The organism is Veillonella parvula (assembly GCF_047241225.1).
GTDB classification, from domain to species: domain Bacteria; phylum Bacillota; class Negativicutes; order Veillonellales; family Veillonellaceae; genus Veillonella; species Veillonella parvula_O.
This window is the reverse complement of record NZ_JBKTIE010000004.1, coordinates 62,071-80,629: the sequence shown is the minus strand read 5'-3', so window position 1 is coordinate 80,629 and position 18,559 is coordinate 62,071. Positions and strand designations below refer to the sequence as shown.

The 18,559-nt window shown below is 38.5% G+C and carries 14 protein-coding genes; all 14 read left to right on the top strand.

Annotated elements, in window-relative coordinates:
* Positions 1 to 71 precede the first annotated feature (71 nt).
* The gene (locus tag ACLRYO_RS08510) at positions 72 to 4,361 is read left to right on the top strand and encodes a translocation/assembly module TamB domain-containing protein (RefSeq protein ID WP_156696968.1); all 4,290 of its coding nucleotides are present in this window, start codon (positions 72 to 74) and stop codon (positions 4,359 to 4,361) included.
* Positions 4,362 to 4,537: 176 nt separating this feature from the next.
* Positions 4,538 to 6,706: an outer membrane protein assembly factor gene (locus tag ACLRYO_RS08505; protein WP_012864062.1), complete on the top strand. Its 2,169-nt coding sequence runs from the start codon at positions 4,538 to 4,540 to the stop codon at positions 6,704 to 6,706.
* Positions 6,707 to 6,812: 106 nt separating this feature from the next.
* Positions 6,813 to 7,301 carry an OmpH family outer membrane protein gene (locus ACLRYO_RS08500; RefSeq protein ID WP_004695463.1) on the top strand — a complete coding sequence of 163 codons (489 nt, stop codon included), beginning with the start codon at positions 6,813 to 6,815 and terminating at the stop codon, positions 7,299 to 7,301.
* A gap of 29 nt (positions 7,302 to 7,330) precedes the next feature.
* The gene (locus tag ACLRYO_RS08495; protein ID WP_156696969.1) at positions 7,331 to 8,302 is read left to right on the top strand and encodes a hypothetical protein; all 972 of its coding nucleotides are present in this window, start codon (positions 7,331 to 7,333) and stop codon (positions 8,300 to 8,302) included.
* A gap of 11 nt (positions 8,303 to 8,313) precedes the next feature.
* Positions 8,314 to 8,841, top strand: coding sequence for an OmpH family outer membrane protein (locus ACLRYO_RS08490; protein WP_012864064.1), 528 nt, complete (start codon positions 8,314 to 8,316; stop codon positions 8,839 to 8,841).
* Positions 8,842 to 8,871: 30 nt separating this feature from the next.
* Complete coding sequence (lpxD, locus tag ACLRYO_RS08485; RefSeq protein WP_012864065.1) at positions 8,872 to 9,903, top strand: UDP-3-O-(3-hydroxymyristoyl)glucosamine N-acyltransferase; 1,032 nt, start codon at positions 8,872 to 8,874, stop codon at positions 9,901 to 9,903.
* 6 nt (positions 9,904 to 9,909) lie between these two features.
* A complete protein-coding gene (locus ACLRYO_RS08480) occupies positions 9,910 to 10,812 on the top strand; it encodes a lysophospholipid acyltransferase family protein (protein WP_012864066.1) in 903 nt (300 codons plus the stop codon).
* A gap of 263 nt (positions 10,813 to 11,075) precedes the next feature.
* Positions 11,076 to 11,915 (top strand): UDP-3-O-acyl-N-acetylglucosamine deacetylase, encoded by an 840-nt coding sequence (lpxC, locus tag ACLRYO_RS08475; RefSeq protein WP_004695472.1) that lies wholly within the window; start codon positions 11,076 to 11,078, stop codon positions 11,913 to 11,915.
* Complete coding sequence (gene fabZ, locus ACLRYO_RS08470) at positions 11,912 to 12,337, top strand: 3-hydroxyacyl-ACP dehydratase FabZ (protein WP_004695477.1); 426 nt, start codon at positions 11,912 to 11,914, stop codon at positions 12,335 to 12,337. Before lpxC ends, fabZ begins: the two co-directional genes overlap by 4 nt.
* A gap of 20 nt (positions 12,338 to 12,357) precedes the next feature.
* A complete protein-coding gene (gene lpxA / locus ACLRYO_RS08465; RefSeq protein WP_004695481.1) occupies positions 12,358 to 13,170 on the top strand; it encodes an acyl-ACP--UDP-N-acetylglucosamine O-acyltransferase in 813 nt (270 codons plus the stop codon).
* Between the two features lie 329 nt (positions 13,171 to 13,499).
* Positions 13,500 to 14,336, top strand: coding sequence for an LpxI family protein (locus ACLRYO_RS08460; protein ID WP_278618550.1), 837 nt, complete (start codon positions 13,500 to 13,502; stop codon positions 14,334 to 14,336).
* Complete coding sequence (gene lpxB, locus ACLRYO_RS08455) at positions 14,336 to 15,478, top strand: lipid-A-disaccharide synthase (protein WP_278618549.1); 1,143 nt, start codon at positions 14,336 to 14,338, stop codon at positions 15,476 to 15,478. Before ACLRYO_RS08460 ends, lpxB begins: the two co-directional genes overlap by 1 nt.
* On the top strand, positions 15,471 to 17,201 hold the full coding sequence (locus tag ACLRYO_RS08450) for an ABC transporter ATP-binding protein (RefSeq protein ID WP_024061012.1): 1,731 nt from the start codon (positions 15,471 to 15,473) through the stop codon (positions 17,199 to 17,201). Before lpxB ends, ACLRYO_RS08450 begins: the two co-directional genes overlap by 8 nt.
* Positions 17,202 to 17,203: 2 nt before the next feature.
* Entirely contained in the window at positions 17,204 to 18,508 is a 1,305-nt protein-coding gene (locus ACLRYO_RS08445) for a 3-deoxy-D-manno-octulosonic acid transferase (protein ID WP_012864072.1), read from the top strand.
* Positions 18,509 to 18,559: the final 51 nt, after the last annotated feature.

The following is an 18,559-nucleotide window of genomic DNA, read 5'->3' as shown; positions in this document are numbered from 1 at the left end:
GTTATTACTGTGTCTGTGGTAAGATTAGTATATATATTTATATTATTCATAATGTGTATGGGAGTATCATTATGACCCGTAAAAAGTGGCTCCTTATCGGTGCAGCGATTTTAGGTTTGTCTGGTATTGTTGGTGCCAGCATTAATCCTATGGCTCAAACTTACATTGCACCTATGGTTAAAGAACAAGTAAATAATGTCATAAACGGTTCTATAGACTATGATTCTCTCCGAATTAATTGGAATGGTGATGTTGTTCTAACAGATGTGATTATCAAAGATAGAGATGGACATTTAGTTGGAACTGCTCAAGAGGTAGCTGTAGGAGTTAAATTATCTTCTTTACCGAAGATTATTGGTGGCAACACATCAGGGGCTACGGCTATTTCTAGTGTAATCGTCGAGACGCCAGATTTTCATATATGGCAACTAGCTGATGGGTCGTGGAGTATAACTAAGTTAGTAAAACCATCCGATCCAAATAAGTCGGGTACTTTTGATGGCTCTGTAACTATTAATGATGGTCGTGTAGCTCTACGTACTAAAGATGGAATAAAGAGAAATGTAGAAAATCTTGATGGGACTATGGCGCTTAATATGAGTGGAATGTCTAAAGGCGCCTTTACTGCGGATGTAGATGGTTCCGCAATTACCATGAATGGCAAAATTGATATGAACAATGTATCTAATTTTGATCTCTTTGTACAAGCTAACGAAATTGATACAGCTGGTATTATGCGTTTTGTTCCACTTCGTAAGGAGTTATCTGTAACGAGTGGTAAATTACAAGATATACATTTAAATCTTAAAAGTGAAGATGGCAAATATATCATGAGTGGTAATGTAGGCTTTAAAGGCTTAACCGGCACTTATAAACGGGGTAATACAATTTATAATATTACCGATGGTACGGGTCGCATTATGCTTAATAATGATCAAATCGTTATTAGTCGTAGTTCTTGGAGAGTAAATGATCAAGTAGCAAAGATCAATGGATTAGTTACACTGGGTAAAGAGGAAGAATATTTAAATCTTAATGTTGTAGCCGATAAAGTAGCTTTAGAAGCGATAACAGATGTCGGTGTTACTGGCATTGTAGGTGGGCGTGCACATATTGGTGGTACGACAGTAGCCCCTCGTGTAGATGCAACGATTGCTAGTGATGGTATTTCTTATAAAGGTTACTATATTGATCGTTTACAAGGGAATATCGTATATGATAACGGTTTAGTTCGTACTGATGATGCGCACTTGTCTATAGGTGAAGGTAGCGCAAAGATTAAGGGTCAATATGTAGCTGATACAGGGGATTTTGATGCTATTATAAATACTCAAGATTTACCTTTAGGCACTTTCACAAAAGATATGACCACACCGATTACAGGTAATATCGATGGTGAGATTCGTATTTTAGGAAAAAATAATCAAGTTACAGATGCCGTAGGCGCTGTTGAAGGTCGCCAAATAGGTATTCACGGCGTTGTGGTTGATACTGTAAAAGCTAACTTTACGCATGCTGATAATCGTACAAACATAACCGTTGTAGGTACTATGGGGGATGGGACGCTTAGCGGGTATGGCTATATCCAGAATGGTAACGTAGATGCCACTATTTCAGGTAATGCATTGCCGTTGACCGCATTAAGTCCTATTATTGGTCAAGATGTTGATGGCACCTTAAATACTTCTTTTGCGATAAAAGGCATAGTAGATAATCCAAATGTAACGGGCACTGTATGGGGTCAAGAGGTACATTATAAAGGGGCTCGATTCAATAATATCCATGGTGATATTAAGCTAGATAACCATATTCTCACTATTATCAACGGACATATTGGTGATGGCGATGGGGGCTATGATGTTAATGGTTGGTATAATCTTGATACGGATGCGTTAGATTTAAATGCTAGGGCTCGGGCTGCTCGTATTGAAAATGTGATTCGTACTGTTACAGATGTTCCTATTACGGGTTGGTTTGAAACAGACAATCATATTACAGGAACGGCTGCAAATCCGATTATAGAAGGTCGTGCTCATTTGTGGGATGGTTCTGCTTATGGAAAACTCGTGACTAATGCATTTGCAAAATATAACTATCAGAATGATATATTAGAGCTTTATAGATTTGATATTGAAGGTTATGGTGCAACTATCACAGGTGGAGGTACAGTATCTAAAGAAGTAATTAATGTTGATTTTGAAGGTAAAAATATTGATATGGGCAGATTGCTCATTAATACGGGTTACAAAGTTGATGGGTTGGTATCTGGTCGAGGGCAAATTACTGGATCTATGGATAACCCTCAATTCAATGGCTATATTTCATCTGATGCCTTATCAGTTAATGGAGAATTATTGAACGATATTCATGGTCGTGTTTATGCAGATAAATCGGTTGTAAATGTACAAGATTTCACCTTTGCTGAAGCCGATGGTGGTCGCTATGCTGTTAAAGGTGGTATGAAGTTTGATGACAGTAGACAATTATTTGGTGTATTAGATGTTACTAATGGTAGCGTAAAGAATTTACTAAACTTGCTAGACCGGTCCAACGAACATATTGATGGTAAATTAAATGGTTCTGTTGAAATTGGAGGTACACGCGACAATCCAAGTGTTAATGTAACAGGCAAGATTAATGATGTAAGTATTGATGAAAAAATTGTTGGTGATGCAACTATCAATGCAAGTTTTGCTAATCGTAAATTTAAAGTTACAACTTTGAAACTACCTGTTGGGGACGGTCTTATTGCAATAGGCGGTACGATGGATCTTGATGGTCAAGCAGATTTACAGGTTGCATTAAAGGATGTTGATATAGTACCGTTCTTGCCACTTATAGGTAAGGATATTCAAGCTACTGGTTGGGTGACTGGTGTTGTGAATATCACTGGAGAAACTAAGAATCCTAAAGTAGAATTATCCAGTGCTATAGAGTCGGGGTCCTTTAATGGTGTTGGTATTGATGAAGGTTTTGTATTGGCTACAATGCAAGATCAAGTTATTCAGATTCAACGAATTCAAGGTGCCAAAAGTGGGTATAAGCTAAGTGTCTATGGTAAGATTCCATTAGCGGCAATCTTTACATCTGGGTATATTCCAGCAAATGATAGCAAATCTATGGATGTAACTATTGATTTTAACGAAGCAGATATGGCTGTTATCCCTCTTCTTACAACTAGTGTTAAGGAGGCAACAGGTCCGTTAAAAGGCACGGTTCACATTACAGGCACTATTGATCAGCCTGAAGCATATGGTACTGTATCGGTACGTAATGGTACGATGAAATTGTCAAGTGTAGAAAATCAAATTACTGGTATTGATGGTGACTTAATTTTCTCTGGTCAACAAGGTGATTTCCAATCCCGTATTAATATGGGCAAAGGCTCAGCTGGTTTGGCTGCTAAAGTAAATTGGTCTGGACATACTCTTACTAATTATAAGGCGGCAGTTCAGCTAGAAGACTTAGAGGTTCGCAGTGAATATGTAAGAGGACCGTTGAATGGTGAACTTTATATTGCTGACCGAGATGGATTGCCGACCCTTATTGGTACTTTAAATCTTGAAAAGATTCAATTCAAAATTCCTCTTTCCTTACAATCTAGTGAAAGTACCAAAGATATGGGGGTGGATGTTACTGTTCATGCTGGTAAAGGAGTACGCTTATATGATCGCACCTTATACAACATGTTTATCAGTGGCGATGTTCATTTTGGTGGATCCTTACAAAATCCAACTGCTAGTGGTCAATTCGATGTTAGAAATGGCACGTTTAAGTATTTGAGCCATGTATTTAATATTACAAAAGGGAATGCCCATTTCGTAGGTGGCTCTTATTTACCAAACTTACAATTAGAGGCTGAAACAAATGTAAGTAATTACACTATTATGCTTGGCGTAAAAGGGACAGTGGATCATATGGACTTATCATTGTCCTCTAATCCTACATTGTCTAGAAAGCAAATCATTTCCATGTTGACCTTCGGCCGCGGTGCAGATTCAAATAGTAGTACTTTGACAAATGAAGATGTGAATGCTGTGGCTACAGCAGGGCTTCAAATGTTTGCTTTTGGCTATGTACAAGATGCATTACAAAATACACTTGGGTTAGACCGCATCAATATTACAACAGGGTCAATTGATCCCGATGAGCCAACCAATAGGGATACGGCAAGTAATTATAATATTGAAATCGGTAAATATGTATTACCGAGAGTCATGTTGACTTATTCTCAAGGTATTAATAACAAACAAAATAAATATGGTATAGAATATTCTGTTAAACGAAACCTTAAGTTCACGGGATGGCATACATCAAAAGGGAACAATTATATAGGTGGTCGTTGGACACGTAGCTTTTAAGAGTATGGCTAGAATGTGTAAACCCCTTAGGTATGCACATTCTAGTCATATTAATTTCATAAAATTTGTTTAATATAGTACTCATTCCAAGCAATTTATGCTATAATGATAAAGATTTATTAGTCTTTATAAATAAGATGTAAACTCTTTATGGGGATGAGTTCTAGGAGGAATTTATGTTTAAACCAAAAGCTTATAAAAGTATGCTTGCAGCGTCCGTGTTGACCGCTGTCATGGGGACAGGCAGTGTATTTGCTGCTGAGGTACAAGCTGGCTATACTCCAGATTTAAATAGCACAACGACGACTAATGCTGCTACAGCAAATGATGCAGCTACTACACAAGCTGTTTATAATGCTGATGCAACTACTACAACTATACAAGATGAAACTGATGCAGCTATCTTAGCTGCTCGTGGTGATACGACTATATCTAGTGACGGCACTGTAGTAAAAGGTTCTGATGGAACTGTTACAGTCAATAATGCTGCTTTAAAAACTGATGATAAACAAGTAAAAATGGTATCTAAAACTACTGGTGGTACTGATCTTGATAAGGCTGCTGAAAATGGCCAAACTCAAGCTGTTACAACAGTAGAAGCACAATATGTCACATCTGCTAGTGCAGAATCTGTTAATCCTTACGTAGGTAAATTGATTACCGGTTTATCTATATCTGGCGTTACAGCTGAACAGCAAGCAAATTTGTTGCCAATTTTAACTGAAAAAGTTGGCGATGCCGTATCTGTTGATGGCGTATTTAAAGATGTAACTAATCTTGGTAATACTGGGTACTTCTCTGAAGTAAATCCTGTATTTACTTCCGTGCCTGAAGGCGTAAAATTGGACTTTGCCGTAACCGTAAATCCAGTTACTACTGGCGTTTCCTTTGAAGGTAATACTGTATATTCCTCCGAAGTATTGACTAAGTTCATGGATATTCAACCAGGTCAAGTTCTTAACTCTGTATCTGTAGGGCAAAAAGTCCAAGGTATTAATGCTGCATATGCTCGTGATGGCTATATGTTAGCACACGTTGATGGTGTCCGTGTAGATGACCAAGGCGTACTTCATATACACATTGTTGAAGGTATCGTAGAAGATATCATTCCAGCAGGTAACAAGAAAACTCGCAATAAAGTTATTACTCGTGAATTTGTTCAAAAGAAAGGAAAACCTTTTAATAAATTCTTGGTACGTCGTTCTGTAGAACGCGTATATAACTTAGGTTTCTTTGATGACGTAAACGTTCGTATGTTGCCAGGTGAACAAGATCCAAATAATGTAATTATTGAAATCGATGTATTGGAACATAAGACTGGTACCATCACATTAGGTGCTGGTTACTCTAAATCTGATGGGTTGATGGGTATCGTTGAATTCGGTGAAGATAACTTCCGTGGTACTGGCGATAAATTTAAAGTTCACTGGGAAATCGGTGGTAAGAAAAAATATAAGAACTACCAAATCTCCTACTTGAAACCTTGGATCGATAGCAAAGGTACATCCCTTGGCTTCTCCTTCTTCAACCGCGAAGATGAATACACAGATTACAATGAAGATGGTAATGAAGTAGCAGAATACAATAAGAAATCTCGTGGCTTTAATATTTCGTTCGGACGTCAAACTGGGGAATATACTCGTGATTACTTGACATTAGAATCCCGTAAAGATTCTTATAAATGGGATGATGATGATAGCTCTGGCTTCCGTTATGATAAAAATGCGGGTAAAGGTACAAACTGGGATAATGGTTCCTATAACTTCGCATCTGACAACTATGTAAAAAATAACTTCGGTCGCATTAACTCCGTAACATGGCAAAAAGTATACGATTCTCGTGATAATATCTATGAACCAACTCGTGGTCGTCGTATTTCTTATACTACACAATGGGCTGGTCATGGCTTGGGCGGTGACTTCGACTTCTACAAATTCACAGCTGAAACTCGTATGTACAAGAAATTGGGTGCTAAGAATGTATTGGCATTCCGTGCACGTGCTGGTTTCATCCAAGGTGATGCTCCTTATAGCCAATTGTTCACGTTGGGCGGTGCTGATTCCTTACGTGGTTATGAAGATGATCAATTCCGTGGTAAAAAGATGTACAATGCTACGTTGGAATTCCGTTTCCCAATTGTTAAGAAAGTTAGCGGTGTGTTATTCGGTGATATTGGTGATGCATGGGATGCACCAAATGTTACATGGTATAACAGCAAAAAATCCTTTAACTATGGCGTTGGTGCTGGTGTTCGTATTACAACCCCAATTGGTCCTGTTAAACTTGACTATGGTGTGGGTAAACACAAAAATAAATTCCACTTCAGCTTCGGTACACAATTCTAATATTGTAAATGTATATGGTGAAGGCCTCTTTTTAAAGAGGCTTTCACCAATATCTCTATATGGCATCCTTTGATGCAGTGATTTAAAGAAATGAGGGCACTCTATTATGATGCGAATGATGAACAACAAGGCGAATGTAAAGATTTTTTCCATCGTCATTGCTGCTATTTTTATTGTTGGTATTGGTGCGTTAGCTTATACGCAAATGGCTTCGCCTAGTAGTAATAGTGGGACTAGTACTATTGGGGTTATCGATACATCTCGTATGTTGTCTCAAGATAATCCAATTTATATCTCTGCAGCTCAAGAATATATGAGCTATCAAAGCCAATTACAACAAGAAACGCAAGCTAAAATTGATGCAGCACAAGATGATGCTACTAAACAAAAAATTGCTGAAGAAGCTCGTCAAAACCTAGCTAAAAAAGATCAAGAAATTGCTAAATCCGTTCAAGATAAAGCTATGGAGGCTGCAAAAGCGGTTGGTGATGCTAAAGGTCTTAGCGTTGTTATGACTAAAGACACTGTACTATACGGTGGTGTTGATATTACAGATCAAGTATTGAAAAAACTAGCTACTGATGCAAAAAAATAAACTGTAGTTCTATGTAAGGGAGAACGACAATGAACGGGAAACAACGATATATAGGACTAGTCATATTTCTCGTTGCTGCAATAAGTGCTATGATTTGGGCCTATGGTTTTGTAACAAATCGCCAACAGGGTCCTGATGGTATGTCAATAGGTGTTGTACGCATTGATGATGTACTAGAGTTTAATCCATCCTATGAGGATTATAAACAAGCCAAAAATGAACTGGAACTTTTACAACGTCAATATGAACTTGAACAACAAGCCTTAAATGCCAAGTCAGAGACACAAGATAAACAGTTGAAAACGCTTGCACTGGATTCAACCTTGTCAGATGCTCTTACGGTCGAATTGCAAACTCGTATTGCAACAAAAGAGAATGAACTAAATCAGCAATTAAATGCGAAACGCAATGAATTGACTCAAAAGTATTTAGCTGAGTTAAAGGTTAGTACTAATGAATATGATCTGGAAATCGTAAACCTTCAACTAGACTTATATACCTATGATGCACGTGTATATATAGATGATGCACAAAGAGCAGCGGCTATGGCTGAAAAAGCTAAAAAAGAAGAAAGATTAAAGGACTTATTAGCTAAGAGAAAACCATCGGATTTCGATGTGGATTCAATTAAAGCAAAGGTACAGGCTGAGCTTGCTCCAATGCAACAAAAAGGGCAGGAAGAGCTCAATCAATACGCTGCATCCCTACAGAAGGAATTAGCTGAGAAACGAGACTCCATGGTACAACAACAAGCACAAGCCATCATTGCTAATAATAACCTGCCTGTGGCGCAAGAGTGGAATGATACATGGGCAAAAAAGCTTTCAGATAAAGAAGCTGAAGTGAGTGCACTTCATGAGGCCATTTTAGAAGATGTTCGTATGCGCGTAGCAATTATTGCGGAGGAACAACATTTAGATTTAGTCATCATCGATGATGGTGGTAATATTAAAGGGCTTGATATTACTGATGCAGTGAAGGCGTCCTATCGAGTTCAATAAGGAGTTATATTATGAATAAACGTATTAAATCTTTAGTATTAGGTGCATCTTTAGTAGCTTCTATGGCTATCTTAGGTGGTTGTGGTTCTAATAATGTTGGTTATGTTGATAGCGTGAAAGTAGCAAACAGTACTGAAAAAGGTATTGAAATTACTAAAGAAATCAATGCTAAAAAAGCGGAATTAGATGCTAAAATTGCTGCTGCCGATGAAGCATCTAAACAAAATGTATTTAATCAAGCGAATCAAGAATTAAATGCCTTTGCGAATGCAAAAGCGCAAGAATATCGTCAATATCAAGAACAAAAAATCAATGAACTTGTGAAAGAGAAAAAACTTGATGTTATTATTGAGAAAGGCGCTGTTGTTGGCGGTGGCTCTGATGTAACTGATGATTTGATTACAAAAATGGGTAAAGCTTCTGACGACCAAATCAAAGAAGTTGAAAATGCAGCTAAAGCCCAAGAGCAACAAGATGCTCAGCAAAATGCACAACAAGCAGATCAAGCTGCAACAAGTACAACTGAAGCTGCACAATAATTGAAGATTATCACGGGGGAGGAGTTTGCCTTGGAAAAAACTTTACAGGAACTCGCAAATTTAGTAGGCGGTCAACTTATAGGGGATGAGTCTATTGTCATTACTGAGACACGTAGCTTTGAGCAAGCAGTAAAACAATCCATAACTTTTGCAATAGGTGAATATGTTGAACATATTGCATTATGCCAAGCGGGTGCTGTTATCGTTGAATCGGAAGTAAAAAATGCACCGATGGCACAAATCGTAGTTGATAATGCAAAAGCCGCATTCGCCCAAGTGCTAGAAGTATTCCATCCACCTGTTGTAGTTCCCCGTGAAGTGCATAGTACAGCTATTATTGGCAAGAATGTTACACTTGGTAAAAATGTAGCTATTGGTGCCTATTGTGTTATTAATGATAATGCTGTTATCGGTGATAATGTAACAATTCGACCTTATGTATATATTGGTCATAATGTACGAATTGGGGAAGATTCTGATATCTATGCAGGTGCTATCGTACATGAGAACTGTATTTTGGGTAAACGCGTTGTATTGCGTGCTAAAGCAGTTATCGGTGGTGAAGGTTTTGGCTTTGCCACAGAAAATGGTATTCATACGCATATTCCTCAAGTAGGCAATGTTATTCTTGAAGATGATGTAGAAATTGGTTCTTGCACTACTGTTGATAATGCTACAATGGGATCTACCTTGGTACGTCGCGGTACAAAAATTGACAATCTTGTTCACCTTGGCCACAATGTTGAGATTGGAGAAGATTGTTTCTTGATTGCACAGGTTGGGATTGCAGGTAGTACAAAATGTGGTAACCATGTAATCTTTGCAGGACAAACAGGCTGTACTGGTCATATTACAATTGGAGATAATGTACAATTTGCAGGTAAAACAGGAATTACTGGCAATGTACCATCTAATTCTGTTATGGCTGGGTATCCAATGAGACCTCATAAAGAATGGTTAAAATTGGCTGCTTACGAGAATCGTTTGCCAGAAATGGTGAAAACTGTAAAACAATTACAAAAAGAAATTGACGCTTTGAAAGCACAGCTTAAGGAGAGCTAATAATCCATGTATAGGTTTATGAAAATCTTTAGTGCCTTTATTTGCTTATTACCTAAAGGTTTGCAATATGCTATTGGTACATTGCTAGGTGAAATTGCGTGGTTAGTGGTGCCACCTAAACGCAAGCGCCTAGCGATAGGCCAAATTTTATTCTGTAATATTACAGATGATCCTAAAGAAGCTCGACGTATTGCGAAAGCTAGCACTACACGCTTTGGCCGTATGATTATTGATGTATTGCGCTATCCTGAAATTAAAGATGGTGCATACAAAGATATGGTGGAGTTTATTAATCGAGAGTACTTAGATGATGCCTTAGAAAATGGTCGAGGTGCAATCTTAGCCGCTGTTCATAGTGGTAACTGGGAACTCCTAGGTGCCGTTCTTGCTTCTGAAGGGTATCCGTTGATTTCTGTGGCTATGAAACAAAATGGTGATGCCGATAAGTTTATCAATGAATATCGTCGGATTATGCATCAACATGTGACCTATAAAACAGGTGTTCGTGAAATGATTAATGAACTAAAAAAAGGTGCATTTTTAGGCCTTATTATGGATCAGGACCCTGGTGATGATGGCCTTCTTGTACCATTCTTTGGTTATGAAACATTGACGGCTGCGGGACCAGCTGTATTGGCTCGTATGCAAGATGTGCCCATTATTTTTGTAACCATACATTATAGTCCGTTTTCTGAGAAACATGAGATTGAAGCGCATCCACCAATTTATGTGGAACGCACAGATGATAAAAAGCGTGATATAGCGGTAACAACAACTCGTCTAAATGAGTTTATTGAAGATTATATTCGGCGATATCCTGAAGATTGGTTTTGGCTTCATAACCGTTGGAAATGGACTCGTCGTTTTTATGGTGAACAAATAGATACACCACCTGATGTTTTTCAATAGTTAATAATTTTAAAGAGATTTTGTTTATGCGATTGTGGAATATCCAAGATGAAACTGATTCCTATTAGCATGGATGAAATCTCTTTTTATTTTGTAACTTATAATTTAGTGTTTAAAAATAATCTATTAAAATTTTAAAGACTAAGAATAGTCTTTCCAATTAGCGTAATATATGGTAAATTTCTTGTAACCCCTATGCAAATAGGGTATAATACATATTGGTGTATAGTAAACGTGAATTCGGATTATGAAAGGACATTCTTATGAGTAAGCCACAACAAACAATAAAAAAGGCTGTTTCATATCAAGGGATTGGCCTTCATAGCGGTGAACCAGTACATATGGTTTTTAAGCCTGCACCTGAAGATACAGGAATTGTGTTTGTCCGCACGGACATTGAAGGGCATCCTTCTGTGCGAGCACACATTGATAATGTGACGAACACTATGCGCGCTACCACGTTGGAAAATGGTGAAGCAAAGGTATTTACTGTTGAACATGTGATGGCAGCGTTCAGTGCTATGAATATTGATAACTGTTATATTGAAATGGATTCTCCAGAACCTCCTGTAGGTGATGGTAGTAGTGCTATTTTTGTCAATCTTATTGAAGAGGCTGGCATTGAAGAACAAATAGCGTCGCGTCATATATACAAAGTGACTCGATCTCATGCTGTTTATGATGGAGATCGTTTTATTGTGATTTTGCCATATGATGGCTATCGCATGACTTTTACATCAATTAACAGCCATCCGTTGCTTGGTACACAACAATGTGATTTTGAAGTATCGCCTGAGTATTTCAAAGCACACATTGGATCGGCTAGGACTATCGGATTTATGAAGGAATTGGAACAATTACAGGCCATGGGGCTTGCAAAAGGCGGTAGCCTAGATAATGCATTAGTCTATGATGATGAGAAATGTCTATCTATACCACGCTTTGAGGATGAATTAGTTCGCCATAAAGCATTAGATGTTATAGGGGATTTATTCTTGTTAGGACCGATTGAAGGCCATGTAATTGCTTTGAAATCGAGTCATGAATTAAATTCAAGATTGGCTCGCAGTATAATGGAAGAAATAAGGGAGACACAGCCATGATTCTTAATCACGAAGATATTTTAGAAATTTTACCTCATCGTTACCCAATGCTTTTGGTTGATCGTATTGTTGAGTTAGAACCTATGAAACGTGCTGTGGGTATTAAAAATGCTACATTCAACGAATTGTTCTTCCAAGGTCACTTTCCAGGAAACCCAGTTATGCCAGGTGTATTATTGACTGAAGCTATTGCTCAAGTTGGTGGTATTGCATTATTGTACCCTGAGGAAAATCGTGGTCTTACTCCTATGTTTACAGGTATTGATAAAGTGCGTTTTCGCCATCCTGTAAAACCTGGCGATCAAGTTCGCATGGAGGTAGATATTGTTAAAATTAAAGGTAAAATGGGCAAGGTTGAAGGCCGTGCCTATGTTGGCGACAAATTGTGCGCTAGCGGTGAATACATGTTTGCCCTTGTATAATAGAATGAGGAGTGATTGTAGTGATAGTTGTAGGCATGGAAAATGCGGAATCCAACATCCATAGTACAGCCATAGTCCATCCAAATGCTAAATTGGGCAAAGATGTAATCGTAGGTCCTGGCGCTGTTATCGGCGAACATGTCGAGATTGGCGATGGCACACAAATCGGTGCACATGTTGTAATTGGTGGTTGGACAACCATTGGTAAGCGTTGTGAAATTTATCCTAACGCATCTATTGGGTTGGAACCGCAAGATTTAAAATTTAAAGGCGAAAAAAGCTATTGTAATATTGGCGATGAAACGGTTATTCGTGAATTCGTAACTATTAGCCGCGCTACTGGTGAAGGTGAAGAAACACGTGTAGGCAATAATTGTTTACTTCAAGCCTGTACACATGTGGCTCATAACTGTATCGTTGGTAATAATGTAATAATGAGTAATTGTGCTGGTCTTGCAGGGCACGCTATCGTTGAAGATCGCGTGGTTATTGGCGGCCTTGCAGGTATTCATCAATTTGTTAAAATCGGTCGTAATGCAATGGTTGGCGGGATGGCTAAGGTGGTACAAGATATCCCACCTTACGTGATTGCCGATGGTCAACCAGCACGTGTTATCGGTCTAAACTCTGTAGGCTTATCTCGTGCAGGAATTTCCGAAGATGTTCGACGTGATTTGAAACAAGCATTCCGTATTATTTATCGTTCTGGATTCAGCTTATCTAAGGCGATTGAAGAAATGGAATTACAATTGGATTCTTCCGTAGAAATTGAAAATTTATTACGCTTCTTACGCAATGCCGATAGGGGAATTATGCGTACTCGTCGCGATTAATTATGAGGACCTCGTACAATGTACGAGGTCTTTTTGTGTACATTATAACTGGTTGAGTTTTATATTAATGATAATTTGCATTATATTTTCATAATTATAAAAATATTTTTATAGATATATTCGTAGATGTTTTAGTAGTTAAAAGTAATAAGGAAATTTTAATAAAATGATGAAGAAAAGGGCATAAACCTTGGCTTTTTAATGGTAAAAAGTAGCTATTTATAGTAAAATATATTGTATATGATTATGTCTATTTTTAGGCATTTTCATAGTGAACTTGAAATTACTAATTGATATATAGGCCGTGAGGTCATCTAGGAGGTATAGTCTTGGCAAAGGTAGGATTAATTGCGGGCATTGGTGTTTTGCCTGTAGAATTCATGCGTGCCGCTCATGTATTGGGCCACGAGGTGGTTGTTATCGGTGTAGTACCTGATATAGACCCAGCTCTAAAGGCTGAGGCTGATGCTTTCTATGATATTGGTGTTGCTAAACTAGGTAAAATCTTTAAAACCTTGAAAAAAGAAGAGGTTCAAGAGTTAACTATGCTTGGAAAAGTCACTAAAGAGATTCTCTTTAAAGGCCTTACATTTCCTGATTTAAAAACATTAGGCGTTTTAAAGCGGCTCAAAAATCGTAAAGATGATACGATTATGCTTGCCATCGTTGATGAAATCGAACGAGAAGGCTTTAAAGTATTAGATCAAACAGCATACTTGAAACCATTTATGCCAAAGGTAGGAGTGCTTTCAAAAGCACAACCTACAGATGAGCAATGGGCTGACATTTGTTTTGGTTTTGAATTAGCTAAACAAATGGGGGCCCTTGATATAGGTCAAACCGTTGTTGTTAAGCATAAGGCGGCCATGGCTATTGAAGCCATTGAAGGGACTGATAAGTGTATCTTACGAGGTGGCGAACTCGGTCGTGGAGATGCGGTTGTCGTTAAAACCGAAAAACCAAATCAAGACGTACGCTTTGATGTGCCAGCAGTAGGCATAAAAACTCTCATGTCTATGATTGATAGCGGTTGTAAGGTGCTAGCTGTAGAAGCGGAAAAGACTATTTTCGTACAACAACAAGATGTGCTTAATATGGCAGATCGTCATGGTATTGTTATCTGTGCTGTAGACCAAGAATTTGTAAATTCCAGAAAGGATACATAATGAAAGTCATGTTTTCCGCCGGTGAAGCTTCCGGCGATACTCATGCGGCAAGTGTAGCCAATGCATTGAGAGAAATAGATCCTTCTGTAGAGATGTTTGGTATGGGTGGCACCCTGATGGAACGCGCTGGTGTTCGTATCGTTTATGACATTAAGAACCTTGGTGTCATTGGTATTGTAGAGATTGTGAAATCATTGCCAAAATTTTTTAAGCTGCGCACGTACTTGAAATGTGTCATGATGAAGGAAAAACCAGATATTCTCGTTTGTGTAGATTATCCAGGTTTTAATATGAAATTAGCTGCGGTGGCTCATGAACTGGGGATTCCTGTTTTGTATTATATTGCTCCAACGATTTGGGCATGGCATAGTAGTCGAGGTAATACAATCCGTAAGTATGTAACTAAAGTAGCATCTATCTTCCCATTTGAAGCTGAAGCATATCGCAAGTATAAATGTAATGTAGATTTTGTAGGGCATCCTTTACTCGATATCGTACATCCTACGATGACTAAGGATGCGGCCGAAGCATACTTTGGGGCTCGTAAAGAGGCTAAAAAGGTATTGCTCATGCCGGGCAGTCGTAAACAAGAGGTTTTATCCTTGCTTGATACGATGTTAAAAAGTGGTGAGCAATTGATGGCGAAGCATGAAGATATTCAATTCTTCTTGCCACGAGCGCATACAATTGATCGAAGTGAGCTAGAAGCTTTTATCGATGCTCATAAAGTGCCTGTTACGATTACGGAAGACCATACATATGACTTGATGCAGATTTGTGATGTGTGCCTTGCTGCATCAGGAACCGCTACATTAGAAACGGCTATGATGGAATTGCCAACGGTGTTATTGTATCGCGTATCTCCAATTACGTATGGTATTGGTAAGATGGTTGTAAATGTAACACATGTGGGCTTACCTAATATTGTAGCTGGTAAAGAAGTCATTCCTGAATTATTACAAGATGCTGTCACGCCAGAAGCGATTGTGTCTTTGGTAGAACCATTGATTAGTGATGTAGAGAAAAATGAAGCTATGCGCAGTGAATTGCGCGAAGTACGTCATAAATTAGGTGAACCGGGTGCAGTAAAACGGGTAGCACATCTTGTATATAATCTCGGTAAGGAGAAATGTAATGAATAGTTATTCTAGGCTCTTATACTTTGTAAAGCCTTATTATAAGCGAATGCTTTTTGCAGTATTCTGCATGATTGTCGCTGCTGCTGCCTATTTGGTAGTACCTTGGCTAATTAAGAATGTAGTAGACCAAGTATTAGATGAAAAGAATATGTTTATGTTGAACCTTATTGTAGGTGCTATTATACTCATTTTCCTAATTCGTGGCTTTGCTACCTATGGTCAAACTTATAACATGTCCTACATCGGACAGCGCGTGATTATCGATGTACGTGAGGCTATTTTTAATCATCTACAAAAATTAAGCTTATCCTATTTCGATCGTCGTAAGACGGGCGTTATCATGAGTAATCTTACAAATGACGTAGCTGCATTGCAAACGGCGGTGGTAGATAACTTGATTTCTTTTATCACTGAATCTGTAACACTTATCGGTTCCTTGGTGTCCATGCTTCTCATTGACTGGAAATTGACGTTAGTTACTTTTATTACGGTTCCCGTAGTTTTAGTGATTATCAATGTTTTTGGTAAGAAGCTTCGCGTGGCGGGGCATGATGTCCAAGGGCGTGTAGCTGATATTACGGCACTTTTACAAGAGGTAATTAGTGCAGTTCGCGTTGTAAAATCCTTTGCTCGTGAAGATTTTGAGCGTAAGCGCTTTGAAGATGAAAATGATCGCAATTTTAAAGCAGTTATCAAAGCTACTAAATTGACTAGTTTGTTAAGCCCAATGGTTGAGTTTTCTGCGGCAATCGCTGTAGCGGTCATCCTTTGGTACGGTGGTTACTCCGTAGTAACAGGTGCTATTACTGCAGGTTCTTTGATTGCCTTCTTGATTTATGCTATTAACTTGTCAAATCCTGTAAAACGTTTGAGTCAAGTATATGGTAATATTCAAAAGGCGTTGGCTGCTGCTGATCGTGTATTTGAAATTTTAGATACTAAAACAGATGTTGTGGAGAAACCTGATGCTATTACATTGCCTGCTATTACCGGCAATGTGGAGTTTAATGATGTTTCTTTCTCCTATGATGGAGAAAAGGCTGCCTTAGAACATTTTACCTTGTCTGTTAAGGCTGGTGAAAGTGTGGCCCTCGTTGGTCCATCTGGTGCAGGTAAGACAACTCTCGCTAACTTATTACCACGTTTCTATGATGTAACAGGTGGTTCTATTACAATTGATGGTTACGATATAAAAGATGTTACTTTTAAATCCTTGCGTGAACAAATTGGTCTTGTACCACAGGAAACCGTATTATTCAATGCTACAATTAAAGAGAATATCTTGTATGGCCGTTTAGATGCTACTGATGAAGACGTGTATGAAGCGGCTAAAGCGGCTAACGTACTTGAGTTCGTTGAGAAGATGCCTGATGGTCTCGATACAATTGTAGGCGAACGAGGCAGTTCATTATCTGGTGGACAACGTCAACGCGTTGCCATCGCACGCGCTATTTTAAAAGACCCTCGTATTTTAATTCTAGATGAAGCTACATCTGCTTTAGATACGGAGAGTGAAAAACTTGTACAAGAGGCGTTAGATCGCCTTATGAAAGGGCGTACGGCATTTGTTATTGCCCATCGATTGAGCACTGTTCAAAATGCTCATCAAATTGTTGTACTCAATCAAGGCCGCTTGGTAGAGCAGGGGACTCACCAAGAGCTATTAGCTATTGACGGCGGATTGTACAACCATCTTTATTCCGTTCAATTCTCCAATAAAGGATAACCATGTACTGGATATATAACGTATTGCTCATATTCTATTGGATTGGCTTGATTCCGGTTATTTTATACCGACTTGCCTTTGAAGATGGATTTTATGAGCGTATCAAACAGAGTGCAGGCTATATGCCAGCTTCACTATTAAAGAAAATTGAAGGGCGTCGTGCTATTTGGATTCACGCCGCTTCTGTAGGGGAAATTGTGGCTACCAGTCCATTGGTAAAAGAAGTCAAAAAGGAGTTTCCAGAAGCTGTTGTAGTTGTGTCTGTAGTTACTGCTACTGGTCATGCTATGGCTCATCGTATCATTCCTGAAGCAGAAGGAATTATTTTCTTTCCCCTTGATTTACCATATTTAACTCGTAAAATTTTACATATTATTAAGCCGATTACTATTTTACTTGTAGAAACTGAAATCTGGCCAAACTTCTTGCGTATCGCCGAATCGGAAAATATTCCAGTTATGATGGTTAATGGACGCATTTCAGATCGCAGTATGAAACGTTATAAGTATATCAGTGCTTTTACGCGTGAAATGTTACGTTCTATTGAGCGTTTCTGCATGCAGTCCAAATTTGATGCGGCGTATATTGAAAGTTTAGGTGCTCATACACCTGATATTACCGTAACAGGTAATATGAAATACGATCAAACATATGCCACCGTATCATATGAAGAAAAACAAGCTCTGCTCGATGAATTTGGCTTTGGAAATAATCATCCTATCATTATTGCAGGTAGTACTCACAAAGGTGAAGAAGAGGCTATTTTTGAAACCTTCAAGCAAGTATTGAAAGAGTATCCACAAGCTCGTTTATTGATTGCGCCTCGTGAAATTTATCGCGGTCATGATGTGCAAAATATTGCAAAGCGTTATGAATTGAGTGCTATTTGTCGTAGCGATATGAAGGAGCCTGTTCATGAAGGTATTCCCGTTGTCGTTTTAGATACCATTGGTGAACTTGGCCGACTGTATAGCTTAGGCGATATTATCTTTGTTGGTGGTTCCCTTGTTAAAACTGGAGGCCATAATATTTTGGAACCAGCTGCACATGGTAAGCCAATTTTGGTTGGGCCTCATATGTTTAACTTTAAAGAAATTTTCGCCTTATTAAACTCTCGAAATGCTTGTGAGCAAGTGAAGAATGGAAAAGAGTTAACCGCTATGGTCTTGCGTTTATGTAAGGATAGAGACTTGGCTAAAAAGATGGGGCAAAACTGCCTGGATATCATTAAAGAAAATCGTGGTGCTACGCGGCGTAATACACAAGAGTTACGTTTGCTATTTGAGAAACATCAAATTATTCCGTAGTAAGACTAAATTTGTAGATTAGTTTACTGTATTACATAATAGGAGGCGTCA